This is a genomic window from Streptomyces manipurensis (assembly GCF_049570255.1).
GTDB classification, from domain to species: domain Bacteria; phylum Actinomycetota; class Actinomycetes; order Streptomycetales; family Streptomycetaceae; genus Streptomyces; species Streptomyces manipurensis.
Window position 1 is genome coordinate 6161220 of record NZ_CP186950.1, and the last position, 23119, is coordinate 6184338.

A 23119-nucleotide genomic window follows, 5' to 3' on the forward strand; every position below is an offset into this window, starting at 1 on the left:
CGTGACGGCCTCCCCTCGGGCAGCCCGGAGCAAGCACGACGGCACCGCCCCCGACCCCGCCGAGCGGCAGCGGCCGGGTAGGTCAGCGGCCGATGACCGGGTAGTGGTCGCTGAGGTTGTCGTAGGTGTACGAGGTGCCCCAGCTGGAGACCGTCCAGGGGGCCGACTGCTCCTTCACCACGTTGTTCTCCCATCCCGCCGGGCGGGCGTGGCCCTTGCGGTGCAGGACGTAGTCCAGGTCCTCGCGCGGGTCCGTCGGGTAGCGGTACTTCGCTATGGAGTTCAGCGCGGTGTCGAAGGAGTACGGGTGGCCCGTGCGGGAGTCGGTGCCGGCCAGGTCGGCGTTGGCGAGGAGGCTCGCGTACTCGGGGGTGCGCGAGTCGACGTTGAGGTCGCCCGCCACGAGGACCTGCTCGTTCGCCGGGATGTTCTTGCCGTCCAGGAAGGCGTCGATCGCGCGGAACTGGCGGGCGCGCATCTCCGCCGCCTCCCCCGCGCCGCAGCCCGGGTCGGTGGACTGCGCGTGCGTGCCGACCACGTGCACCTTCGCGCCGTTCACGTTCAGCACCACGTAGGCGAAGCCCTTGTTGGACCACCAGTCGGCGCCGCAGGCGTCCTTGAAGACGTACTGCTCCTTGCGGAGGATCGGCCACTTGCTGAGCACGGTGACGCCGCCGTCCTCCGGGGTGGTGGCCGAGTAGGAGCCGCCCGTGGCGTCCCAGCCGCTCTTGCTGCGGCCGACGACGGGGGTCTGGTACGGGTACTGCGCCGCGGAGTTGGCCTTCAGCGCGTCCGAGGAGGAGTTGTCGAAGGCCTCCTGGAGCACGACCACGTCGTGGCCCTTGTAGAAGGAGGTTTTGGGGATCTCCGCGGCCCGGTGGTCCTGGCCCCAGTTCGGGTAGAGGTTCTTGCTCATCAGGAACACGTTGTACGACAGCACGCTGAGCCGGGGGGTGGCGGTGTTCTCCGCGGCCGTGGCGGCCGGCGCGGTGGTCGCGGCCAGGGCGCCGGCGGCGATCGCCGCGACGGCCGCCGCGGCGGCGCGGTGACGGCGGGGGGAGCTGAGCAGCATGGGGGTCTCCATCGTTCCTGCGCGGGAAGATCGGCTCCGCCATCCAAGCAGCCGCGGTTACCTCTGGGTAACACCCGTGCAGCGACTTTCTGTCCGGACCGCGACGATCACGCGGCGGGCCCGCCGTCACTCCTCGGGAGGGGTCCAGGTGAAGCCGGCGAGACCGCCCGCGGCCTCCTCCCGGACGGCCCGGCGGCGGCGCCGCGGCACCAGGCGCAGCACGCCGACGAGGCCCGCGGCGATCGCGCAGACGAGGCCGAGGGTCACCGCGGCGACCGCGAGCACGGACGGCAGGAGGGCTTCCCACCACGCCGAGGGAGACAGGTCCATCGCCGCAGGATGGCGCGCGGACCGGCCCGCCGGAAGGGCTTCGGCGCAGGTCATACTGGGAAGCGGGAAAGATCGACGCTTGGGGGCGCGCATGACCGGGAACGACCGACGGGCCGGGCTGGGGACCCCGGGGACCTCCGCCGCGCGGACCGATCCGGAGCCGCCGCCGCCCGGCGGGGTGCTGTGGACCATCGCCGGGGACGTGCGGGCCCTGCTGATGCTGCCCGCCGCCTTCACCCTCCAGGTGGCGCACCCGGCGATCGCGGCCGGCGTCGACGAGTACTCCGTCTTCCGCACCGACCCCTGGGGCCGCGGCGAACGCTCCCTCCGCTCGGTCCAGCTGTGGGTCTACGGAGGGGAGGCGGCCGCCGAGGAGGGCCGCCGGGTCCGCCGCCTGCACAAGGACATCCAGGGCACCGACACCCGCGGCCGCCGCTACCACTCCCTCGACCCCGCCTGCTACGCCTGGGTGCACGCCACCGGCTTCCCCGTCTACCTGTATGCCGGGCGCTACCTCCTGCGCCGCTTCACCCCCGCCCAGGAACAGCAGCTGTACCGGGAGTGGCTCCAGGTGGGCCGGATCCTGGGCCTGCGCGACCGGGACATGCCGCAGACCATCGAGGAGTACTGGCCCTACTGGGCCCGGATGCTGGCCGAGGAGATCGAGTCCACCGCCGTCGCCCGGGAGCTGATCGCCACCGACGTGCCGCTGCCGCGGCCCGAGGGCGGCCCGCTGCCCGTACGGCTCCTGCTGCGGCTGACCTGGCCGGCGCTGCGGGCCGCGTTCCTGCGCCTGCGGGCCTTCGTGACCGTCGGCTACATGCCGCCCGAGGCGCGCGCCGCGCTCGGGCTGGAGTGGAGCGAGGCGCAGGAGCGCCGGCTGCGGCGGTTCAGCACGGCCGCGCGGCTCCTGGTACCGCTCCTGCCGGAGCGGCTGCGCTACCTGCCGATCGCCTACCGGGCGCGCGCCGCCTGGCACGCGGGCCGCCGCTGACGCGGGGCACGCCCCGTACACGGCCCCCGCGGGGAGCGGGAGCCGCGTACGGGGCGGCGTACGGGGCAGCGGGCGGGGCTCAGTGCCGGTGGCCGGGCCCGGAGCCGTGCTCGGTGTCGTGGATGGTGTTCGTCTCCGCGATCTTCTTCCAGGACTTCGGCTCCGCGGCCGGCTTCGCCGGGGCGGACTGCTGCGCCGAGCGGGCCCCGGCCGCGGGCTTCGCCGCCGGGTTCAGCGCCGACGCGTCGGGCTTGCCCGGGGTGTAGAGCCAGGTCTCGAACAGCTGGGCCAGGGGCTTGCCGGAGACCTTCTCGGCGTAGCGGACGAAGTCCCCGACCTTGGCGTTGCCGTAGGCCCGCTCGGTCGGCCAGCCCTTGAGGATCCGGAAGAACTTCTCGTCGCCGATCTCGTTGCGCAGCGCCTGCAGGGCGATGGCGCCACGGTCGTAGACCGCCCCGTGGAACTGGTTCTCCGGGCCCGGGTCACCCGGCTTGACCTGCCAGAACGCGTCCCCGGCCGGGCGCAGGGAGTAGGCCCAGTCGGCGAGCTCCTGAGCGGTGCCCTCGCCCTCCTTCTCCGACCACAGCCACTGGCTGTAGCGGGCGAAGCCCTCGTTGATCCAGATGTCCTTCCAGCCCTCCACCGAGACGCTGTCGCCGTACCACTGGTGCGCCAGCTCGTGCACGACGACCGAGACGTTGGCGCCGTTGCGGAACTGCGCGGGGCCGTAGAACGGCCGCGTCTGGGTCTCCAGGGCGAAGCCCGCGTTCACGTTGGGCACGTAGCCGCCGAGCGCGTTGAAGGGGTACGGGCCGAAGACCCCCTCCAGCCACTCCGTGACCTCGCCGGTCCGCTCGACACTGGCACGGGCCGCGCCCGCGTTGTCGCCGAGGTCCTTGCTGTAGGCGTTGACGATCGGCAGGCCGCTCGCCGTCGTGTCCGTGGTGATGTCGAACCTGCCGACGGCGAGAGTGGCCAGGTAGGTGGCCTGCGGCTTGTTGGAGCGCCAGTTGTAGCGGGTCCAGCCGAGCCGCGAGGTCTGCGACTGGAGCACGCCGTTGCTGATCGCCTGGGTGCCGTCGGGCACGTTGACGGACACGTCGAAGGTGGCCTTGTCCAGCGGGTGGTCGTTGCTGGGGAACCACCAGACGGCCGAGTCGGGCTCCTGCGCCGCCACACCGCCGTCGGGGGTGCGGTGCCAGGCCGTCCAGCCGTCCACCTTCAGCTCGGAGGGCTTCCCGGCGTACGTGACGACCACGGTCAGCGGCGTGTTGCGGGCCAGCGGCTTCGCCGGGGTGACCTCCACCTCGTGGGAGCCGGACGTGGCGAACTTCGCCTTCGCGCCGTTGACCCGGATCTCGCTGACCTTCAGGCCGAAGTCGAGGTTGAAGCGGGACAGGTCCTGCTTGGCGGTGGCGAGCAGGGTCGCGGTGCCTTCGAGCAGGTCGGTCGTGGGCTGGTACTTCAGGCGCAGGTCGTAGTGGGACACGTCGTATCCGCCGTTGCCGCTGGCCGGGTAGTAGGGATCGCCGATACCCGGGGCGCCCGGACCGGAGCTCGCCGCCGACGCCGGGATCACCAGCAGCAGGGAGGCGGCGAGCACGCTCGGGACGATGACTTTGCGGTGCACGAATGGCTCCAAGTGGTAGGGGAGACAGCTCGGTTCAAGGTCGTCGCTCGACCGTATTCACCCCTGGCCGCTCAGGCCATGTCCATGGCCCCTCCTGTCACACGATCGCCATTCGGCCGTCACGCGTCCGCCGCTCCCACCCCCTCGCGGACGCGCCCGCGCAGGCCGTCGCACCTGCCCCGGCCTGCGCACCGGCCCCCCGCGCCCCGGCACGGGCCGGGCTCCCGCCCGCACCCCCGGTCGGCCCGTCCCCGCGGCCCGGATGTCCTGATCCCGCGCCGCCGCCGTCCACCCCCGGCGCCGCCCCCTCTACGCGGCCCACGCCGACCTCCCCGTCCCCGAGGAGCCGCACCTGCGGCTGTGGCATGCCACCACCCTGCTGCGCGAGCACCGCGGCGACGGCCACCTCGCCGCCCTCCTCCTGGCCGGCCTGGACCCCGTCGAGGCCCTCGTCAGGCACACCGCCACCGGCAAGGGCATGACGCCGAAGTGGCTCAAGGCCCTGCGCGGCTGGACCCAGGACGAGCTCGACGCCGCCCCCTACGAGCACCTCGGAGCGGACGGCCCGGCCCGTCTCACCGAGCTCGGCGGAGCACTCGTCGTCAAGGCCGTGACCGCCGGGGCCTTCCCCCGGGACCTGATGGGCAGGGGCTGAGCGCGGGCCGGGCAGGGCTCCCGCGCTCCGTCACCGCCACCTGCCACAATTGGCAGCCTTCCAGTGCAAACGAAGGCAGGCGGGACCCGATCGTGACGATGTCCATCGAAGGCAGGATCGCCGAGGAGCTCGGCGTACGGGAGCGGCAGGTCAAGGCCGCCGTCGAGCTGCTCGACGGCGGCTCCACCGTGCCGTTCATCGCGCGCTACCGCAAGGAAGCGACCGAGATGCTCGACGACGCCCAGCTGCGCACCCTGGAGGAGCGGCTGCGCTATCTGCGCGAGCTGGAGGACCGCCGCGCCGCGGTCCTGGACTCCGTACGGGAGCAGGGCAAGCTCGACGCCGAGCTGGAGGCCCGGATCAACGCGGCCGACACCAAGGCCCGGCTGGAGGACATCTACCTCCCCTTCAAGCCCAAGCGCCGCACCAAGGCGCAGATCGCCCGCGAGGCCGGCCTGGAGCCGCTCGCGGACGGCCTGCTGGCCGATCCGTCGGTGGAGCCGGCCGCGGCGGCCGCCGCGTTCGTCGACGCCGACAAGGGCGTCGCCGACCCGGCCGCCGCCCTGGAGGGCGCCCGCGCCATCCTCACCGAGCGGTTCGCCGAGGACGCCGACCTGATCGGCGAGCTCCGCGAGCGCATGTGGGGCCGCGGCCGGCTCGCCGCGAAGGTCCGCGAGGGCAAGGAGGAGGCGGGCGCCAAGTTCGCCGACTACTTCGACTTCGCCGAGCCGTTCACCGCGCTGCCCTCGCACCGCGTGCTCGCCATGCTGCGCGGCGAGAAGGAGGACGTCCTCGACCTCAACCTGGAGCCCGACGCCCCCGAGGACGCCGACACCCCCGGCCCCTCCGCGTACGAGGGCATGATCGCGCGCCGATTCGGTGTCGCGGACCGCGGCCGGCCCGGCGACAAGTGGCTCGCCGACACGGTCCGCTGGTGCTGGCGCACCAAGGTCCAGGTACACCTGGGCATCGACCTGCGGGCGCGGCTGCGCCAGGCCGCCGAGGACGAGGCCGTACGGGTCTTCGCGTCGAACCTGCGCGACCTGCTGCTCGCGGCGCCCGCCGGCACCCGGGCCACGCTCGGCCTCGACCCGGGCTTCCGCACCGGTGTGAAGGTCGCCGTCGTGGACGCCACCGGCAAGGTCGTGGCCACCGACGTGATCCACCCGCACGTGCCCGCCAACCGCTGGGACGAGTCCCTCGCCAAGCTGGCCCGCCTCGCGAAGGAGCACGCGGTCGAGCTGGTCGCCATCGGCAACGGAACCGCCTCCCGCGAGACCGACAAGCTGGCGGGCGACCTGATCTCCCGTCACCCCGAGCTGGGCCTCACCAAGGTGATGGTCTCGGAGGCGGGCGCCTCCGTGTACTCGGCCTCCGCGTTCGCCTCGCAGGAACTGCCCGGCATGGACGTCTCGCTGCGCGGCGCCGTCTCCATCGCCCGCCGCCTCCAGGACCCGCTCGCCGAACTGGTCAAGATCGACCCCAAGTCGATCGGCGTCGGCCAGTACCAGCACGACCTGTCCGAGGTGAAGCTGTCCCGCTCGCTCGACGCGGTCGTCGAGGACTGCGTGAACGGCGTCGGCGTGGACGTCAACACCGCCTCCGCGCCCCTGCTGTCGCGGGTCTCGGGCATCAGCGGCACCCTCGCCGAGAACATCGTCGCCCACCGCGACGCCAACGGCCCCTTCCGCAGCCGCAAGGGCCTCAAGGACGTGGCCCGCCTCGGCCCCAAGGCGTACGAGCAGTGCGCGGGCTTCCTGCGCATCCGCGGCGGCGACGACCCGCTGGACGCCTCGGCCGTGCACCCCGAGGCCTACCCGGTGGTCCGGGCGATGGGGAAGACGGCGGGCGGTGAGGTGGCCGCGCTGATCGGCAACACCGGGGTCCTGCGCTCGCTGCGGCCCGAGCAGTTCGTCACCGAGTCCTTCGGCCTGCCCACCGTCACCGACATCCTGCGCGAGCTTGAGAAGCCGGGGCGCGACCCGCGACCCGCCTTCAGGACGGCGACCTTCAAGGAGGGCGTCGAGAAGATCGGCGACCTGGCCCCCGGGATGATCCTGGAGGGCGTGGTCACCAACGTGGCCGCCTTCGGCGCCTTCATCGACATCGGCGTCCACCAGGACGGCCTGGCGCACGTGTCCGCCCTGTCGAAGACCTTCGTCAAGGACCCCCGGGACGTGGTCAAGCCGGGCGACATCGTCCGTGTGAAGGTCATGGACGTGGACATCCCGCGCAAGCGGATCTCGCTGACCCTGCGGCTGGAGGACGAGGCCGGCGCCGAGCGCGGCGCGGGCGCGCCCCGCCAGCGCGAGGACCGGCGGGGCGGCGGGCGCCCGCCGCAGCAGCGCGGCGGCTCGGGCTCCCGCGACGGCGGACGCAAGCAGGGCGGCGAGCGCGGTCAGGGGCAGCGCGGTCAGGGTCAGGGAGGCCAGGGCCAGGGCGGCGGCCAGGGCCGCCGGCAGGGCGGCGGCGCACCCGCCCCCGCGAACAGCGCCATGGCCGACGCCCTGCGCCGGGCCGGCCTCACCGGCCCCGAGGAGCGCCGCAAGCGGTAGCGCGTGCGCGGGGTTGGCCTCCGGCCACCCTGCGCACCGGCGTCTGCGGAAGCAATGGCCGAATAGGTTCCCCACCTGGGGACTCTTCTTGCCAACTCGCGTACAAGATCTGTAGGCATGTGGAACGCCCGTTCGTCATCCGGCGGACGGGCTTCCGCGTTTCCTCCCCTCAGGACCGTCATCCCCCGAGGCCGCCTTGAAGGCACAGGACGTCATGCCCCTGCCCGTACACGCCTACCGACGCTGCCCCGGAAAGGGTCCGAAGAGGGATCACATGCCCCACCGGCAACTCAGCATTCGCAAACGGTGCGAGAACATTCTCGGCCATCTGGATCTGACGCATCCGTTCTCGCTCGACGCCCTGTGCGAGCGGATAGCCGAGCAGCGCGGCCGCCCCATCCGCCTGCACCCCCTGCCCAAGGAGGCCGCGGAATCCGGGGTCTGCGGCCTGTGGGTCGGCACGGCCAGCGTCGACTACGTCTTCTACGAGGCCCAGACCACCCCGCTCCACCGGGAGCACATCGTCCTCCACGAGCTCGGTCACATCCTCTTCGGCCACCACTCGCTGGAGGGCGAGGAGACCGACGGCAGCGCCCCCACCGTGCTCGGGCGCACCAACTACACCACCCGCCAGGAGCAGGAGGCGGAGATGCTCGCGAGCATGATCCGCATCCGCACCGCGAACGCCGGCCCGCGCCGCAGGCCCGCCCGGGACGGCGGCAGCACCCTGGCCCGGCTGGAGTCCGCCATGGGATACGAGCGGGGCCACGATGGCAGCTGACCTCACCGCCTTCGGCGACTGGCTCGCCGTCCCGAGCGTGATCTGTCTGTGGGCCGCCCTCGTCCTGCGCGCCCCCGGCGCGCTGCGCTCCCCGCAGCAGCGCGGCCTGTGGCTCGCCGTCGCGGCCGCCGCCGCCGCGATGACCCTCAACCTCCCCGACGTCGTCGCCTACGCCATGGACCGCGGCGCCGCCTACGCCCACACCATCGGCCTCGCCCGCAACCTCGTCGGAGTGTTCTCGGCCGGAGCCGTCCTCTACTTCGTCGCCGCCGCCACCCGCGGCCGCCGCCTCCGGCTCGCCGCCTGCGCGGCCACCGTGCTCTGGCTCGCCGCCCTCGTCGGCCTCGACGCCGCCGCTCCCGGCCACGGCACGCACACGATGCCCCCGACCGGCGAACCCGTGCCCTCCCTCGCCTACTGGCTCGCGCTGATCGGCGCGCACGTCGTCGCCAACACCCTGTGCGTGGCCCTGTGCTGGCGCTACAGCCGGCGCACCCGGAGCCGGGGCCTGGCCGTGGGCCTGCGCCTCTTCGGCCTCGGCACCGCGCTCGCCGGGCTGTTCTGGCTGGCCTACCTGGCCAAGGCCCTGTTCGGCAGCACCTGGGCGATGCCGGCCCTGCCGCTCCTGATGAACGTCCACGCCCTGCTGCGCGCCGCCGCGATCGTGGTGCCCACCCTGTTCACCCTCCGCCGCACCCTCGACGACAGCGCCACCGCGTGGCGGCTCTGGCCGCTCTGGCGCGACCTCGTCGAAGCCGTCCCGCACGTCGCGCTCAACAAGCCGCGCTCGGGCCGGGTGGTGGAGTTCCTGTGGCCGCCCGTGCCCCGCAACCTGCTGGTCTACCGCAAGGTCATAGAGACCCGCGACGCCATCCTGATCCTGGGGGAGTACGTCCGCCCGGGTGCCCTGGAACACGCCCGCGGCCACGTCGCCGGGCACGGGATCCCCGAACAGCGGCGCACCGCCGCCGCGCTGGCCCGCGTCCTGCGCGACGCCCGCCGCGCGAAGCTCGACGGGCTGCCGGGCCACTCCGGCGAGACCGCCGGACTCGAACTCCCCGCCGCCATCCAGAGTCCCGGGGAGGGCGGGGACCTCGCGGACGAGGCGAGGTTCCTCGTCGACGTCGCCGAGGCCTACACCGCGCAGGCCGCACCCGAGGAAGCGAAGACGAAGTGAGCACCACCGTACTGATCACCGGGGCGAGCAGCGGGCTGGGCGCCGCCTTCGCCCGCGGCTTCGCGGCCAAGGGCTGCGACCTGGTCCTCGTCGCCCGCGACAAGGACCGGCTGGCCGCCGTCGCGGACGCCCTGGCCCGGGAGTTCGGGGCGGCGTGCGAGGTGCTGCCCGCCGACCTGCTGGACCCGGCCGGCCGCACCGCCGTCGCCGAGCGGCTCGCGGACCGGGCCCGGCCGGTGGACGTCCTGGTCAACAACGCGGGATTCGGGCTTCCCGCCCCCTTCCCGTACAGCCCCGTCGAGGACGAGGAGCGGATGCTCGACCTGCTGGTCAAGGTGCCCCTCGCACTCACCCACGCGGTCCTGCCGGGCCTGCGGGAACGGCGGCGCGGAGCCGTCCTCAACGTCTCCTCGGTGGCCGGCCTCCTGCCGACCGGCACCTACGGGGCGGCCAAGGCCTGGGTCACCGCGTTCAGCGAGTCCCTCCGGGTGGACATGGAGCCGTACGGGGTCCGGGTGCTGGCCGTGGTGCCCGGCTTCACCCGCACCGAGTTCCAGGAGCGGGCCGGGATGGACGTCAGCGCGCTGCGCGACGCGGTCTGGCTGGAACCGGAGGCCGTGGTCGCCCGCGCGCTGAAGGACCTCGCCCTGCGCCGCCCCGTCAGCATCACCGGCCGCCGCTACCGGGCCTACGCCCTCGCCGCCCGCCACCTCCCGCGCTCCTTCGTCGCCCGCAGAATGGCCCGCACCAGGCGGCCCCCGGCGGACCGGGCCCTCTGAGCGCACCCCGCCCCGCGGTCGCGCCTACCCGTGCGGGGCCGTCGCGGGGGAGGATGTCCGGGTGATCTCCGACGTGGTCCTCGACCCGGTCTTCGACGGTGACGGCATCCGGCTCCCGGGCGGTGACGGCTTGCTGCCGTATGCCGCCCCCGGAGGCCTGCTGCCCGCGACGGCGGTGCGGGAGGCCGACCCGGACGCCCTGCCGCCGGAGATCCGCACCCGGTCGGGCGAGATCGTCTTCGTGTCGTCCGTCCGCCGGGCGGAGCTGGAGCGGTTCTGCGCCGACCACGGCATCCCGCTCCGCTCCCGGCCGGACGTGTGGGGAGACCTGCTCGAACCCTTCCTCGACACCGAGTTCGACTCCCGGCAGCGGGCGGCGACCCTGGACCGGCTGGCCGCCGCCGGGGTCGACGCCATCGAGGCGGCCGCGATCCGCGAGCGGGTCGGGCCGTTCATGGCGGCCTACAACTCCGTGCACCAGGACTGGTTCCACCTCGGGCTCGCGGACCTCCTGGACGCGGCCCGCTCGGACCTCGTTCCCGAGGAGCTCCGCATCCCGCCCGCGGACCTGCGGACCTTCCGGACCTGGGCGACGGAACTCGCCGCCCGCCCGGACCGGCGGAGGCCCCGGTGACCCGAGTCGGAGATCCAGCGGCACCTCTCTGACTCGGGTCAGCAGGCCGGTCGCTCCGGATCGTGCCGGGCCGACACGATCCGGAAGGCACGGCCTACAGCTCCGTGACCCGGCCGCCCGCGACCTCCAGGCGGCGGGTCACCCGGACCGCGTCCAGCATGCGGCGGTCGTGCGTGACCAGGAGGAGGGTGCCCTCGTAGGCCTCCAGGGCGGACTCCAGCTGCTCGATCGCCGGCAGGTCCAGGTGGTTGGTCGGCTCGTCCAGCACCAGCAGGTTCACCCCGCGGCCTTGGAGCAGGGCGAGCGCCGCGCGCGTGCGCTCACCGGGGGAGAGGGTCGCGGCCGGACGCAGGACGTGGGCCGCCTTGAGGCCGAACTTGGCCAGCAGGGTGCGGACCTCGGCCGGCTCGGTCTCCGGGACCGCGGCGCAGAAGGCCTCCAGCAGCGGTTCCTCGCCGAGGAACAGCCCGCGGGCCTGGTCCACTTCGCCCACGAGGACACCCGAACCGAGCGTGGCGGAGCCGGAGTCCGGGGTCAGCCGGCCGAGCAGGACGGCGAGCAGCGTGGACTTGCCGGCGCCGTTCGCCCCCGTGATCGCCACCCGGTCCGCCCAGTCGATCTGCAGGCTCGCCGGGCCGAAGGAGAAGTCGCCGCGCTTGACGGCCGCCTCGCGCAGGGTGGCCACCACGGAGCCCGACCTGGGCGCCGCCGCGATCTCCATGCGCAGCTCCCACTCCTTGCGCGGCTCGTCGACGACCTCCAGGCGCTCGATCGCGCGCTGCGTCTGGCGGGCCTTGGCGGCCTGCTTCTCGCTGGACTCGCCGCGCAGCGCCTTGCCGATCTTGTCGTTGTCGGTGGACTTGCGGCGGGCGTTGCGCACGCCCTTGTCCATCCAGTTGCGCTGCATCTGGGCCCGGCCCTCGAGGGCGGCCTTCTTGTCCGCGTACTCCTCGAACTCCTCGCGGGCATGGCTGCGGGCCCGCGCACGCTCCTCCAGGTAGGAGTCGTAGCCGCCGCCGTAGAGGTTGATCTGCTGCTGGGCCAGGTCGAGTTCGAGGACCTTGGTGACGGTCCGGGTCAGGAACTCGCGGTCGTGGCTGATGACGACCGTGCCGGCGCGCAGCCCCGTGACGAAGCGCTCCAGCCGCTCCAGGCCGTCCAGGTCCAGGTCGTTGGTGGGCTCGTCGAGCAGGAAGACGTCGTAGCGGGAGAGCAGGAGCGAGGCCAGGCCCGCACGGGCCGCCTGGCCGCCGGACAGCGCCGTCATCGGCAGGTCGAGGCCCACGGCCAGCCCGAGGTCGTCGGCGACCTCCTGGGCCCGCTCCTCCAGGTCGGCTCCGCCGAGGTCCAGCCACCGGTCGAGCGCGGTCGCGTACGCGTCGTCCGCACCCGGCGTCCCGTCCACCAGGCCCTGCGTCGCCGCGTCGAGCTCGGCCTGCGCGGCGGCCACACCGGTACGCCGCGCCAGGAACTCCCGGACCGACTCCTCGGGGCGCCGCTCCGGCTCCTGCGGGAGGTGGCCGACGGCGGCCGTGGGCGGGGAGAGCCGCAGCTCCCCGGTCTCGGGGGTGTCCAGTCCGGCGAGCAGGCGCAGCAGGGTGGACTTCCCGGCGCCGTTCACACCGACGAGACCGATGACGTCGCCGGGCGCGACGACGAGGTCGAGGTCGGCGAACAGGGTGCGCTCGCCGTGCGCGGCGGTGAGCTTCTTGGCGACGAGGGTTGCAGTCATGATGGGCCGATCCTATCGGCGCGCGGGCCCCGCCCCGCATGGCCGGATAGGTGGGAAGCACGTCATTGCGGCCACCCCGGGCACGGCACACCATGAAGTCATGGGGTCATCGCCGCGCAACCTGCTCGTCCTCCTCTACGACGGCGTCCAGAGCCTTGACGTGACCGGCCCGGTGGAGGTGTTCGCCGCGGTGGGCCACTTCCCCGGCCGGGACGCGTACGCCATCCGCACCGTGTCGCCCGCCGGGGCGCCCGTCCGTACGGGCAGTGGACTGACCCTGGTGCCCGACGGGGACCTGGAGGGCGCCCGGCCGGGCCCGGGGACCACGGTGCTGGTGCCCGGCGGCCGGTACTGCGCGGACTTCGAGCCCCGGCTCACGGACTGGCTCCGGGCCCACGGGGGTGGCGCGGAGCGGCTGGTGTCGGTGTGCACGGGAGGGCTCCTGCTGGCGGAGGCGGGCCTGCTGGACGGGCGCCGGGCGACCACGCACTGGAACGCCTGCGAGCGCATGGCCCGCGACTACCCCGCCGTCACCGTGGAGCCCGACCCCGTCTACGTGCGGGACGGGCCCGTCGCCACCTCGGCGGGGGTCACCGCGGGCATCGACCTCGCGCTGGCCCTGGTGGAGGAGGACCACGGGCGGGACGTCGCCCTGACGATCGCCCGCCACCTGGTGGTGTTCCTGCGCAGGCCCGGCAACCAGGCGCAGTTCAGCGCACAGCTGGCGGCCCAGACCGCCCTGCGGGACCCGCTGCGGGACGTCCAGCAGTGGATCTCCGAGCACCCGGGCGAGGACCTGGGCGTCGAGCACCTCGCCGCCCGCGCCCGGCTGTCGCCGCGGCACTTCGCGCGGGCCTTCCGCGCGGAGACCGGGGTCACGCCGGGCCGGTACGTCGAACGGGTCAGGGTGGAGCACGCGCGCAGACTGCTGGAGGAGGGCGGGGAAGGGATCGCGCAGATCGCCCGGGCCTGCGGCTACGGCACCTCGGAGGCCCTGCGCCGGGCGTTCGTCCGCACGCTCGGCCAGCCGCCCGCCGAGTACCGGCGCCGCTTCGGCGCACCCCGCGGCTGACGCCGCCCGCTCACGCCCCCGCCCCTGCCCGCCCCGACCCCGCGCCCGAACCCGCCCGCGGCCCGGTGCCGCACCGTTTCCCCGTCCCGACCACCGCTCCGGAGGAGCCATGCAGATCGCCGTACTGCTCTACGACCGCTTCACCGCCCTCGACGCCATCGGCCCCTTCGACACCCTCGGCCGGCTGACGGACGCCGAGGTCGTCTTCGTCTCCCAGCGGCCGGGTCCCGTCCGCACCGACAACGGCTCGCTCGCGCTCGTCGCCGACAAGGGGCTGGACGAGGTCACCCGGCCCGACGTCCTCGTCGTCCCCGGCGGCCCGCACCCCGAACGGGAGACGGCCAACCCCGTGGTGCTGGACTGGCTGCGCGCGGTCGACGCCGGCACGACCTGGACCACCTCGGTGTGCACCGGCTCCCTGCTGCTGGGCGCCGCCGGCCTGCTCGACGGCCGCCGGGCGACCAGCCACTGGCTGTACCTGGAGCAGCTGGCCGGCTTCGGGGCGCGGCCCACCGGCGAGCGGGTGGTGTTCGACGGGAAGTACGTGACGGCCGCCGGGGTGTCCTCGGGCATCGACATGGGGCTCACCCTGCTCGGCCGGATCGCCGGCGACGACTTCGCCCAGGCCGTCCAGCTGATGACCGAGTACGACCCGCAGCCGCCCTATGACGCGGGCTCGCCCGAGAAGGCCCCGGCCGAGCTCGTCGCGATGCTGCGGGCGGGTTCCGCCCACGGCCGGGACACCACGGCGACCGGCTGAACGGGAGGGGGCGTCACGGCGCCCAGGTGAAGCGGGGCGCGCGGCGTTCCAGGAAGGCGGCGACCCCCTCCGCGGTGTCGCCGCTCCCGGCCGCCTGCTCCTCCCAGTGGCCGTCCCGGTCCGTCCGGCCGTCCGCGAAATCCTTCGCGGCCGCCTGCGTCAGCTGCGAGCGGGAGGCGAGGATCCGGGTGAACGCGGCGACGCGCCCGTCCAGACCGCCCGCGGGCAGCAGCTCGTTCAGGAACCCGGCGCGCAGGGCCTGCTCCGCGTCGATCAGCTCGGCCGAGAAGAGCAGGTACTTGGCCCAGGCCGGACCCACCAGGGAGGCCAGCCGCCGGGTGGAGGACGCCGGGTAGACGATGCCCAGCCGGGCCGGGGTGACCCCGAAGGAGGCGCCTTCCTCGGCGAAGCGCAGGTCGCACGCGGCCGCCAGCTGGCTTCCGCCGCCCACGCAGAACCCCCGGATCGCGGCCAGCGTGGGCTTGGGGAAGGCGGCGAGGGCCTCCTCCGCCGCCACGGCGAGGGCCCGCGGGTCGTCGTCCCCGGTCAGGGAGGAGATGTCGGCCCCCGCGCAGAAGGTCGGGCCGTCCCCGGTGAGCACGAGCACCCGTACGGCCGGGTCGTGGGCCAGGTCCGCCAGCAGCTCCGGCAGGGCCCGCCACATCGCCGCCGTCATGGCGTTGCGCTTGGCGGGGTGCGAGACGACGACGGTGGCGACCCCGTCGGCGACCGTGTGCAGGAGGGTGGCGTCCAGGGCTGCGTCCATGCGCCGGATGCTATCCCGGGGGTCCGAACCTATGATCAAGGGAGTCCGCCGGGGGTGCGAGGAGGAGGCACGTCCATGGGCACGGCTCCGCAGGCTCCGCAGGAGACGAAGAAGCTCAAGCGCAGTTTCGGGCTGCTGGCCGGGCTCGGGGTGCTCCTCGTGCTGGCCGGTCTGGTCGGCCTCGTCTACACCGGCCTCGCCACGCTCACCTCGATGTTCCTCTTCGGCTGGCTGCTGCTGATCGGCGGTGTGGTGGGCCTGCTGCAGGCCGTGCAGTCGCGCAGGAGCAACTACTTCTGGCTCGCCGTGATCGTCGCCGCGATCAACATCGCGGCCGGGTTCGTGATCCTGCGCCGACCCGAGGCGAGCGCCGAGGCCCTGACCATGTTCGCGGCCCTGCTCTTCCTCACCGGAGGGCTGTTCCGGCTGGTGGGAGGGCTCGTGGTGCGCGGGGCCCACTTCGGTCTGGCCCTCGTCCAGGGCGCCTTCGGAGTGCTGCTCGGCCTGCTGATCCTCTCCAACTGGCCCGGCAACAGCCTCTACGTGATCGGTGCCTTCTTCTCCCTGGCGCTGCTCTTCGACGGCCTGAGCCTGATCGTGACGGGCATGGGTGCCCGCCGCATCCTGGGTCTGGTCAGGGAGGACGAGGTCGGAGCCGGGGAGCCCGGGACGGCGGACGGGGTCCGGGACGGCGCCGTGAAGCGACCGGCGGAAGGTCAGGAACGGACCAACAACTGACGCTGTCATACGCCAACGGTCAGAAAGCGTCCGATTGCCGCTGACTTCTGGTCAGCGGTCCGGGCCGTATGGCGCTGTTCCCCACTCTGGAGGCGTGGAGACGATCGAGCGTGAAGACGGGGGCCGGAAGATGGACAGCAGCGGGAGCGTCCCGCAGGCCAGGGAGGGCGAGCCGGAGGCTCCGGGCGATCCCCTCGCGTACGAGGGGGTGTGGAGGTTCACCGCGCCGGCGGTTGAAGAATCCGTTCCGCAGGCCCGCCGGGCGGTCCGCGACCTCCTCGGGCGCCAGGGGGTGCCGGCCCCGCAGGACCTGGTGTACTCCCTGCTCCTGATCGTCTCCGAACTGGTGACGAACTCGGTCCGGCACGCCGCGCTGCTCTCGCCCGAGGTGGCCGTCGAGGTCGCCATCGGCCGCGCGTGGGTACGGGTGGCCGTCGAGGACAGCCACCCCTACCGCCCCAAGGCCCTGGAGGCCGACTTCGGCCAGACCGGAGGCCGGGGCCTGCTCCTCGTGCGGGAGATCACGCTGGAGTCGGGCGGGGTCTGCGACGTCGAGCACACCGCGACCGGGGGGAAGGTCATCTGGGCGGCCCTGCCCCTCCCGCCGGTCGCCCCCTGAGCGGCGGACGGACTACCAGCCCGCCGCGTCGCCGGTCAGCTCGCGGATCGCGGGCCGGGCCGCGTCCAGCACCGTCGTGAACCAGGCCGAGAACGGGACCTCCGCGTGCCGCTTGGCGAGCTCCTCGGCGGTGACGAAGGCGGTGTCCTCCACCTCCTCCGGGTCCGGCCGGACGGCGGCCTGCGCAAGTCCCACGAACAGGTGATTGAACTCCTGCTCCACGAGACCCGAAGCGGGGTCCGGGTGGTTGTAGCGCACGGTCCCCGCCTCCGCGAGCAGCGAGGGGGAGAGCCCCAGCTCCTCGTGGGTCCGCCGGGCCGCGGCCGCGAACGGCGACTCCCCCGGGTAGGGGTGACCGCAGCAGGTGTTCGACCAGACGCCCGGAGAGTGGTACTTCCCCAGGGCCCGCTGCTGGAGCAGCAGTCGTCCCTGCTCGTCGAAAAGGAACACGGAGAACGCCCGGTGCAACCGGCCGGGCGCCTGATGCGCGGAGAGCTTCTCCGCCGTGCCGATGGTGTTGCCGGACTCGTCGACCAGTTCGAGCATGATCGGTTCTTGAGTACCGGTGCCGTTGGACGCAGTGTTCGCGGCGGTGGCTGGTGTGGTCGGCATACCCATCCTTCGCTTCGGACTTCGGCCCTCAGTCTGCCGTACAAAAGAGGCTTGTCCCCACTTCGGCCATCCGCGCATGTCCGCCCCCCGTCGCGTGATAGCGACGGGGGGCGGACCGGGACGGAACACCGCGTAGTGCCCCGGGGCGTCAGACCCCGAACGGGGCCGGGTAGCGGATCGTGCCCGCCGGGACCGGGTCCGAGTCGTCCAGCACCAGCGCCATCATCGCCTCGTCCGGGACCTCGAAGGGCGCCCGGATCCCGAAGTGCGACGCCGGCACGAAGCCGAAGCGCGCGTAGTAGGAGGGATGGCCCAGCACGAGGACCAGCGACTCCCCGCGCTCCCTCGCCGCCGCCAGGAGGGCCCGTACGACGGCGGTGCCCGCCCCCGAGCGCTGGTGCGCGGGGTCGGCCGCGACCGGGGCCAGCGCGAGTGCCGGCACCCCGTCGACCTCGCACCGGGTCAGCAGCGCGTGCGCGGCCACCGATCCGTCCGGGGCCTGCGCCACGTACGACAGCCCGGGCAGCCAGGCGTCGTCCGCGCGCAGCGCGTCCACGAGGTCCGCCTCCAACGGGGTCTCGAAGGCCGCCAGGTTGACCGCCCGGACCGCCGCCGTGTCGGCGGCCGTCTCCGGGCGTGCGGGCCAGGCGCCGTCGCCGCCACCGCCGGGCACCGGGCGCAGGACGTAGCCCGTGTACCCGTACTCGTGGCCGTGGCGGGCCCGGACCGCGAGCTCCTCGCGGGTGGCGGCCAGGGCCCGCTCCATGGCGGGGGTCGCGTTCGCGGCCAGGGCGCGGACCCGCTCGGCGAGCGGGCCGTAGTACGCGTCCCAGTCCGCGTCGAGCAGGTGGTGCACGCCGAGCACCTGGTACCCGGCGGCCTGGGCCGCCGCGATGTTGCGGGCGGTGCTGCGCAGCGGGTACTGCGGGTCCCAGAAGGCGCGGGCTCCGGCGGACGGCTCGGAGACCGTCCACTGGCACTCGGTCACCACCAGGACGCCGCCCGGGGCGAGCAGCCGCTTCCACCGGGCGAGAGCGGTGTCGAAGCCGATGACGTAGGCGGAACCCTCCGCCCACACCAGGTCGAAGGAGCCGTCCGCCAGGCCCGTGGCGCCCTCGGCCGGGAGAGCGCCCATGTCCGCCCGGACGGTCCGGACCCGGTCGGCCAGGCCGGAGGCCGCGGCGGCCCGGGTGAGCTCGTCGAGGAAGGGGGCGTGCAGGTCGACGGCGGTCACCGTCGCGCCGTCGCCGGCCTCGGCGGCGAGCAGCAGGGCACTGCGGCCGGGGCCGCAGCCGAGGTCGAGGACGCGCGGCCGCTCGGGCAGCGGTCCGCAGAGGGAGAGCATCAGCCGGGTGCTCGCGTCGGAGCCCGGAGCCTGCCGGGGCAGGCCGTGGTGGAGTGTGAAGAACGCCTCGACCGCCCCGTCGGCCTCGCCGAAGGAGCTGTCGGTACGGGTGGTGCTGTTGGTGCCGTCGGTCAACGTGACCCCTTGAACGGGGGGTCCGGCCGACCCGGTTCCCCGGCAATGCCGTGGGGAGGGTGGATCAGGAGCGGCCGGACACCCGGGAGGAACGGGAGATGAACCGGAGTTCGCAGCGCACGGCCGCGACCACTGCGACGGTCATCAACCCACCTCTTTCCACTCGACACCTTCGGGGCGTGTCCACCGTAACACCCGGCCCGTTTGTGGAGCCGCGAGGTGATCACCCATGATGATCACGACCCGGCCCGGAGCCCCGGACATTCGGCTGATCGGGGCGTGAACGGGCGGTGAATCCCCGCTTCCATTCATCCGATAGCCTCTGCCGACGTGCCGCCGCCCCACGAGGGCGCCCGTTCGGAACCCGTCACAAGGAGTGAGTTCGTCTGCCGACCGTCATCCTCACCGGCCTGCCGGTCCCCGGATCACCGCTCGCGGACGAGCTGCGCTCCCTCGGCTTCGACGTCCGCCCGGCCGCCGGGCCCGCGGAAGCCGCAGCCGCACTGGCCGGCGTACCCGCCGACCAGCGGGTGGCCGTCGTCGACAGCGCCTTCGTCGGGCACGTGCACGCGCTGCGCCTGGCCCTGACCGACCCCCGGTTCGACGCCTGCGCCGTCACCGGCGCCCTCTCCGTCCAGGCCGGTGCCCGTGAGGCACTGGACAAGGCCGCGGCCGCGGCCGGCGACGCGGCGGGCCCCGGTCCGTACGCCGACCGGCTGGCCGCCGCCGTCGAGGCCGACGGGACCGCCGTCCAGCGTCCCGAGCTCGGCAGCCTCGTCGCCACCGTCCCCGCCGCCGGCGAGGAGCGAGCGGCCGCGGCCGCCGCCGTCGCCGCCGTGGACGAGGAAGCCGTACGGCTGCGCTCCGCCGTGAAGTCCCGCGACGGGTTCTTCACCACCTTCTGCATCAGCCCCTACTCGCGCTACATCGCCCGCTGGTGCGCGCGCCGCGGCCTGACCCCGAACCAGGTCACCACCGCGTCGCTGATCACTGCGCTGATCGCGGCGGGCTGCGCCGCCACCGGCGAGCGCTGGGGCTACGTCGCCGCCGGCGTGCTGCTCATCGTCTCCTTCGTCCTGGACTGCACCGACGGGCAGCTCGCCCGCTACTCCCTGCAGTACTCGACGATGGGAGCCTGGCTCGACGCCACCTTCGACCGGGCGAAGGAGTACTCCTTCTACGCGGGCCTCGCCCTCGGCGCGGCCCGCAACGGCGACGACGTCTGGGGCCTCGCCCTCGGCGCCATGATCCTCATGACCTGCCGGCACGTCGTGGACTTCTCCTTCAACGAGGCCAACCACGACGCCACCGCCAACACCAGCCCCACCGCGGCGCTCTCCGACCGCCTCGACAGCGTCGGCTGGACGGTCTGGGTCCGGCGCATGATCATCCTGCCGATCGGCGAGCGCTGGGCGATGATCGCGGTCCTGACCGCCCTCACCACGCCCCGGATCGTCTTCTACGCCCTGATCGTCGGATGCGCCTTCGGCGCGCTGTACACCACCGCCGGCCGCGTGCTGCGGTCCCTGACGCGCAAGGCCCGCCGCACCGACCGGGCCGCCCAGGCCCTCGCCGACCTGGCCGACAGCGGTCCGCTCGCCGAGCTCCAGGCCCGCCTGCTGCGCGGCCGGGCCGGCTCCTTCGGCTCGGTGTACGTCGCCGCCCTCGGTGCCGTGCTGATGACCGGCGCCGCCCTGTACCTCCCCTTCGGCGACCCGCGGCTCGTCGCCGTCGCCGTGATCTACGCCATGGCCGCCGGCCTCGCCGTCGCGGCCCCCCTCAAGGGCGCTCTCGACTGGCTGATCCCGCCGCTGTTCCGCGCTGCCGAGTACGTCACCGTGCTCGTGCTCGCGGTCAAGGCGGACGTCCCCGGTGCCCTTCCGGCGGCATTCGGCCTGATCGCGGCGGTCGCCTACCATCACTACGACACGGTGTACCGCATCCGCGGAGGCACCGGCGCGCCCCCGCACTGGCTGGTGCGGACGATCGGCGGCCACGAGGGCCGGGTCCTGCTGACGGCGGTCCTGGCCGCCGTCCTCGTGGACCGCGCATCGGACTTCCCCGTCGCGCTCACGGTCCTGGCCGTGTTCGTGGCACTCGTGGTGCTCGTGGAGAGCATCCGCTTCTGGGTTTCCTCCGGGGCACCCGCCGTACATGACGAAGGAGAACCAGCATGATCGGCCTTGTCCTCGCCGCCGGTGCGGGACGCCGCCTGCGTCCCTACACCGACACCCTGCCCAAGGCCCTCGTGCCCGTCGGCCCGGCAGGCGACGAGGAGAGCCTCACGGTCCTGGACCTCACCCTCGGCAACTTCGCCGCGGTCGGTCTGACCGAGGTCGCGATCGTCGTCGGCTACCGCAAGGAGGCCGTCTACGCGCGCCAGGCCGCGCTGGAGGCCAAGTACGGCCTGAAGATCACGCTGATCGACAACGACAAGGCCGAGGAGTGGAACAACGCCTACTCCCTGTGGTGCGCGCGTGAGGTCATCAAGCGCGGTGTGATCCTCGCCAACGGCGACACCGTCCACCCGGTCTCCGTCGAGGAGACCCTCCTCGCCGCCCGCGGCAACGGCCAGAAGATCATCCTCGCCCTGGACACCGTCAAGGTCCTGGCCGACGAGGAGATGAAGGTCGTCGTCGGCGACACCGGCGTCCGGAAGATCACCAAGCTGATGGACCCCGCCGACGCCACCGGCGAGTACATCGGCGTCACCCTGATCGAGCCCGAGGCGGCCGAGGCCCTGGCCGAGGCGCTGAAGACCACCTTCGAGCGCGACCCGGACCTGTACTACGAGGACGGCTACCAACAGCTCGTCAACGACGGCTTCGTGGTCGACGTGGCCCCCATCGGCGACGTCAAGTGGGTCGAGATCGACAACCACGACGACCTCGCCAAGGGCCGGACGATCGCATGCCAGTACTGACGAGGCTCATCCCCTCGCCGGTCGTCGTCGACATCGGCCGCGGGGCGATGGACGACCTGGCCGGCCTCCTGGCCGACCAGCGGATCTCCGCGTCGGGCAAGCTCGCCATCGCGATCAGCGGGGGCTCGGGCGTGGCGCTGCGCGCCAAGCTGGAGCCCGTCCTGCCGCACGCCGACTGGTACGCCGTCGTCGACGGCACCATCGACTCCGCGGTCAAGCTGGCCGACGACATAAAGGGCCGCCGCTACGACGCCGTCGTGGGACTGGGCGGCGGCAAGATCATCGACGTGGCCAAGTACGCCGCGGCGCGGGTCGGGCTGCCCATGGTGGCCGTCGCCACCAACCTCTCGCACGACGGCATCTGCTCGCCGGTGTCCATCCTGGACAACGACAACGGCCGCGGCTCCTACGGCGTCCCCACGCCGATCGCCATGGTGATCGACCTGGACGTCATCAAGGAGGCCCCGGTGCGGTTCATCCGCGCCGGCATCGGCGACGCGATCTCCAACATCTCGGCGATCGCCGACTGGGAGCTCAGCCACGAGACCACCGGCGAGCCCGTCGACGGCCTGGCCGCCGCCATGGCCCGTACCGCCGGCGAGTCGGTGCTGCGCCACCCCGGCGGCTGCGGCGACGACCAGTTCCTCACCGTGCTCTCCGAGGCCCTGGTGCTGTCCGGCATCGCCATGTCGATCAGCGGTGACTCCCGCCCCTCCTCCGGCGCCTGCCACGAGATCAGCCACGCCTTCGACCTGCTCTACCCGGGGCGCTCGGCGCTCCACGGCGAGCAGGTCGGCATCGGCGCGGCCTTCGCGATGCACCTGCGCGGCGCCGCGGACGCCTCCGGCCACTTCGTCGAGGTGCTGCGCCGCCACGGCCTGCCGGTCGCGCCCGAGGAGATCGGCTTCAGCATCGACGAGTTCGTCGCCGCCGTCGAGTACGCCCCCCAGACCCGCCCGGGACGCTTCACGATCCTGGAGCACCTCAACCTGTCCGCAGCCGAGATCAGGGACGCCTACTCCGACTATGCCAAGACCATCCGTAGCTGAACTCCGGCCCGTCGTGCACCCGGCGGGCGTGAAGGACCGGGTCAGCGGCGAGCACTGGGGCGGCCGCCTCTACATGCGCGAGGTCTCCCTGCGCATCACCCGCGTCCTGGTCACCACCCGGGTCACGCCCAACCAGCTGACCTACCTGATGACCCTCGCCGGCGTCCTCGCCCTCCCGGCCCTGCTGATCCCGGGCATCTGGGGCGCGGTGCTCGGCGTGGTCGCGGTCCAGATGTACCTGCTGCTCGACTGCGTCGACGGCGAGGTCGCCCGCTGGAAGAAGCAGTACTCGCTCTCCGGCGTGTACCTGGACCGGGTCGGCGCCTACCTGTGCGACGCGGCGGTCCTGGTCGGCTTCGGCCTGCGCGCCGCGGACCTGTGGGGCCCCGGCCGGGTGGACTGGCTGTGGGCCTTCCTGGGCACGCTCGCCGCCCTCGGCGCCATCCTGATCAAGGCGGAGACCGACCTGGTCGGCGTCGCCCGCCACCAGGCCGGCAAGCCCGTGGTCAAGGACGCGGCCGCCGAGCCGCGCGCCAAGGGCATGGCCCTCGCCCGCCGGGCCGCGGCCGCGCTCAAGTTCCACCGGCTGATCCTCGGCATCGAGGCCTCGCTGCTCATCCTGTTCCTGGCCGTCCTGGACCAGATGCGCGGCGACCTGTACTGGTCCCGGGTGGGCGTCGCCGTGCTCGCGGGCATCGCGATGCTCCAGACCGTGCTGCACCTCGTGTCGATCCTCGCCTCCAGCAGGCTGAAGTGAGCGC

The 23119-nt window shown here is 73.5% G+C and carries 22 protein-coding genes and 1 pseudogene; 15 read left to right on the top strand and 8 right to left on the bottom strand.

Annotation, left to right across the window (positions count from 1 at the left end; translation table 11 throughout):
* Positions 1-82 precede the first annotated feature (82 nt).
* Complete coding sequence (gene sph / locus ACPU2J_RS28150) at positions 83-1072, bottom strand: sphingomyelin phosphodiesterase (protein WP_365132189.1); 990 nt, start codon at positions 1070-1072, stop codon at positions 83-85.
* 126 nt (positions 1073-1198) lie between these two features.
* Complete coding sequence (locus ACPU2J_RS28155; protein WP_423834266.1) at positions 1199-1402, bottom strand: hypothetical protein; 204 nt, start codon at positions 1400-1402, stop codon at positions 1199-1201.
* A gap of 91 nt (positions 1403-1493) precedes the next feature.
* Here ACPU2J_RS28155 and ACPU2J_RS28160 point away from each other — a divergent pair, with 91 nt between their 5' ends.
* A complete protein-coding gene (locus tag ACPU2J_RS28160; protein WP_420079047.1) occupies positions 1494-2396 on the top strand; it encodes an oxygenase MpaB family protein in 903 nt (300 codons plus the stop codon).
* Positions 2397-2475: 79 nt separating this feature from the next.
* On the opposite strand, the gene ACPU2J_RS28165 is transcribed toward ACPU2J_RS28160, so the two are convergent.
* Positions 2476-4026, bottom strand: coding sequence for a M1 family metallopeptidase (locus ACPU2J_RS28165; RefSeq protein ID WP_365070630.1), 1551 nt, complete (start codon positions 4024-4026; stop codon positions 2476-2478).
* Between the two features lie 301 nt (positions 4027-4327).
* On the opposite strand from ACPU2J_RS28165, the pseudogene ACPU2J_RS28170 reads away from it, so the two are divergent.
* From ACPU2J_RS28170 to ACPU2J_RS28195, 6 genes and pseudogenes are all read left to right on the top strand, one after another.
* Positions 4328-4681: pseudogene (locus ACPU2J_RS28170) on the top strand (SCO6745 family protein); the annotation flags it as partial.
* A gap of 92 nt (positions 4682-4773) precedes the next feature.
* Positions 4774-7236, top strand: a complete 2463-nt coding sequence (locus tag ACPU2J_RS28175) for a Tex family protein (protein WP_423834267.1) — start codon at positions 4774-4776, stop codon at positions 7234-7236.
* A gap of 274 nt (positions 7237-7510) precedes the next feature.
* Complete coding sequence (locus ACPU2J_RS28180; protein ID WP_365070635.1) at positions 7511-8017, top strand: hypothetical protein; 507 nt, start codon at positions 7511-7513, stop codon at positions 8015-8017.
* Positions 8007-9194 (top strand): MAB_1171c family putative transporter, encoded by a 1188-nt coding sequence (locus tag ACPU2J_RS28185; RefSeq protein ID WP_420079045.1) that lies wholly within the window; start codon positions 8007-8009, stop codon positions 9192-9194. Before ACPU2J_RS28180 ends, ACPU2J_RS28185 begins: the two co-directional genes overlap by 11 nt.
* Entirely contained in the window at positions 9191-9973 is a 783-nt protein-coding gene (locus tag ACPU2J_RS28190; RefSeq protein WP_399309764.1) for an SDR family NAD(P)-dependent oxidoreductase, read from the top strand. The genes ACPU2J_RS28185 and ACPU2J_RS28190 overlap by 4 nt, the downstream gene beginning before the upstream one ends.
* A gap of 61 nt (positions 9974-10034) precedes the next feature.
* A complete protein-coding gene (locus tag ACPU2J_RS28195; RefSeq protein WP_423834268.1) occupies positions 10035-10607 on the top strand; it encodes a hypothetical protein in 573 nt (190 codons plus the stop codon).
* 94 nt (positions 10608-10701) lie between these two features.
* Here the strand turns inward: ACPU2J_RS28195 and ACPU2J_RS28200 are convergent, their stop codons facing one another.
* Positions 10702-12339, bottom strand: coding sequence for an ABC-F family ATP-binding cassette domain-containing protein (locus tag ACPU2J_RS28200; RefSeq protein WP_423834269.1), 1638 nt, complete (start codon positions 12337-12339; stop codon positions 10702-10704).
* A gap of 100 nt (positions 12340-12439) precedes the next feature.
* Between ACPU2J_RS28200 and ACPU2J_RS28205 the strand changes: the two genes are divergently transcribed.
* Both ACPU2J_RS28205 and ACPU2J_RS28210 read left to right on the top strand, forming a co-directional pair.
* On the top strand, positions 12440-13411 hold the full coding sequence (locus tag ACPU2J_RS28205; protein WP_423834270.1) for a GlxA family transcriptional regulator: 972 nt from the start codon (positions 12440-12442) through the stop codon (positions 13409-13411).
* A 109-nt stretch (positions 13412-13520) separates the two neighbouring features.
* Entirely contained in the window at positions 13521-14171 is a 651-nt protein-coding gene (locus ACPU2J_RS28210; RefSeq protein ID WP_420079041.1) for a DJ-1/PfpI family protein, read from the top strand.
* A 13-nt stretch (positions 14172-14184) separates the two neighbouring features.
* Here the strand turns inward: ACPU2J_RS28210 and ACPU2J_RS28215 are convergent, their stop codons facing one another.
* A complete protein-coding gene (locus ACPU2J_RS28215; RefSeq protein WP_420082322.1) occupies positions 14185-14925 on the bottom strand; it encodes an enoyl-CoA hydratase/isomerase family protein in 741 nt (246 codons plus the stop codon).
* An 87-nt stretch (positions 14926-15012) separates the two neighbouring features.
* Between ACPU2J_RS28215 and ACPU2J_RS28220 the strand changes: the two genes are divergently transcribed.
* Positions 15013-15675, top strand: coding sequence for an HdeD family acid-resistance protein (locus ACPU2J_RS28220; protein WP_423834271.1), 663 nt, complete (start codon positions 15013-15015; stop codon positions 15673-15675).
* A gap of 130 nt (positions 15676-15805) precedes the next feature.
* Positions 15806-16294, top strand: coding sequence for an ATP-binding protein (locus ACPU2J_RS28225; protein ID WP_361593394.1), 489 nt, complete (start codon positions 15806-15808; stop codon positions 16292-16294).
* Between the two features lie 12 nt (positions 16295-16306).
* Here the strand turns inward: ACPU2J_RS28225 and idi are convergent, their stop codons facing one another.
* The 3 genes from idi to ACPU2J_RS28240 form a co-directional block, all read right to left on the bottom strand.
* On the bottom strand, positions 16307-16906 hold the full coding sequence (gene idi, locus ACPU2J_RS28230) for an isopentenyl-diphosphate Delta-isomerase (protein ID WP_420079039.1): 600 nt from the start codon (positions 16904-16906) through the stop codon (positions 16307-16309).
* Between the two features lie 148 nt (positions 16907-17054).
* Positions 17055-18386 carry a GNAT family N-acetyltransferase gene (locus tag ACPU2J_RS28235; protein WP_423834272.1) on the bottom strand — a complete coding sequence of 444 codons (1332 nt, stop codon included), beginning with the start codon at positions 18384-18386 and terminating at the stop codon, positions 17055-17057.
* Between the two features lie 425 nt (positions 18387-18811).
* Entirely contained in the window at positions 18812-18955 is a 144-nt protein-coding gene (locus tag ACPU2J_RS28240) for a hypothetical protein (RefSeq protein WP_365487774.1), read from the bottom strand.
* Between ACPU2J_RS28240 and ACPU2J_RS28245 the strand changes: the two genes are divergently transcribed.
* The 4 genes from ACPU2J_RS28245 to ACPU2J_RS28260 are packed head-to-tail and all read left to right on the top strand — an operon-like array spanning position 18950 to position 23115.
* Positions 18950-20563: a DUF5941 domain-containing protein gene (locus ACPU2J_RS28245; RefSeq protein WP_423834273.1), complete on the top strand. Its 1614-nt coding sequence runs from the start codon at positions 18950-18952 to the stop codon at positions 20561-20563. The two genes, ACPU2J_RS28240 and ACPU2J_RS28245, sit on opposite strands and share 6 nt — an antisense overlap.
* Positions 20560-21309, top strand: coding sequence for a sugar phosphate nucleotidyltransferase (locus ACPU2J_RS28250; RefSeq protein WP_420079036.1), 750 nt, complete (start codon positions 20560-20562; stop codon positions 21307-21309). Before ACPU2J_RS28245 ends, ACPU2J_RS28250 begins: the two co-directional genes overlap by 4 nt.
* Positions 21297-22358, top strand: coding sequence for an iron-containing alcohol dehydrogenase family protein (locus tag ACPU2J_RS28255; RefSeq protein WP_361593282.1), 1062 nt, complete (start codon positions 21297-21299; stop codon positions 22356-22358). Before ACPU2J_RS28250 ends, ACPU2J_RS28255 begins: the two co-directional genes overlap by 13 nt.
* The gene (locus ACPU2J_RS28260) at positions 22336-23115 is read left to right on the top strand and encodes a CDP-alcohol phosphatidyltransferase family protein (RefSeq protein WP_420079035.1); all 780 of its coding nucleotides are present in this window, start codon (positions 22336-22338) and stop codon (positions 23113-23115) included. Before ACPU2J_RS28255 ends, ACPU2J_RS28260 begins: the two co-directional genes overlap by 23 nt.
* Positions 23116-23119: the final 4 nt, after the last annotated feature.

Excerpts from the sequence above, each read along its gene's own strand:
- sph (WP_365132189.1), bottom strand. The coding sequence starts at position 1,072 with ATGCTGCTCAGCTCCCCCCGCCGTCACCGCGCCGCCGCGGCGGCCGTC.
- ACPU2J_RS28220 (WP_423834271.1), top strand. The coding sequence starts at position 15,013 with ATGGGCACGGCTCCGCAGGCTCCGCAGGAGACGAAGAAGCTCAAGCGC.
- ACPU2J_RS28185 (WP_420079045.1), top strand. The coding sequence starts at position 8,007 with ATGGCAGCTGACCTCACCGCCTTCGGCGACTGGCTCGCCGTCCCGAGC.
- ACPU2J_RS28180 (WP_365070635.1), top strand. The coding sequence starts at position 7,511 with ATGCCCCACCGGCAACTCAGCATTCGCAAACGGTGCGAGAACATTCTC.
- idi (WP_420079039.1), bottom strand. The coding sequence starts at position 16,906 with ATGCCGACCACACCAGCCACCGCCGCGAACACTGCGTCCAACGGCACC.
- ACPU2J_RS28160 (WP_420079047.1), top strand. The coding sequence starts at position 1,494 with ATGACCGGGAACGACCGACGGGCCGGGCTGGGGACCCCGGGGACCTCC.
- ACPU2J_RS28205 (WP_423834270.1), top strand. The coding sequence starts at position 12,440 with ATGGGGTCATCGCCGCGCAACCTGCTCGTCCTCCTCTACGACGGCGTC.
- ACPU2J_RS28210 (WP_420079041.1), top strand. The coding sequence starts at position 13,521 with ATGCAGATCGCCGTACTGCTCTACGACCGCTTCACCGCCCTCGACGCC.
- ACPU2J_RS28155 (WP_423834266.1), bottom strand. The coding sequence starts at position 1,402 with ATGGACCTGTCTCCCTCGGCGTGGTGGGAAGCCCTCCTGCCGTCCGTG.
- ACPU2J_RS28200 (WP_423834269.1), bottom strand. The coding sequence starts at position 12,339 with ATGACTGCAACCCTCGTCGCCAAGAAGCTCACCGCCGCGCACGGCGAG.
- ACPU2J_RS28250 (WP_420079036.1), top strand. The coding sequence starts at position 20,560 with ATGATCGGCCTTGTCCTCGCCGCCGGTGCGGGACGCCGCCTGCGTCCC.
- ACPU2J_RS28260 (WP_420079035.1), top strand. The coding sequence starts at position 22,336 with ATGCCAAGACCATCCGTAGCTGAACTCCGGCCCGTCGTGCACCCGGCG.
- ACPU2J_RS28255 (WP_361593282.1), top strand. The coding sequence starts at position 21,297 with ATGCCAGTACTGACGAGGCTCATCCCCTCGCCGGTCGTCGTCGACATC.
- ACPU2J_RS28225 (WP_361593394.1), top strand. The coding sequence starts at position 15,806 with ATGGACAGCAGCGGGAGCGTCCCGCAGGCCAGGGAGGGCGAGCCGGAG.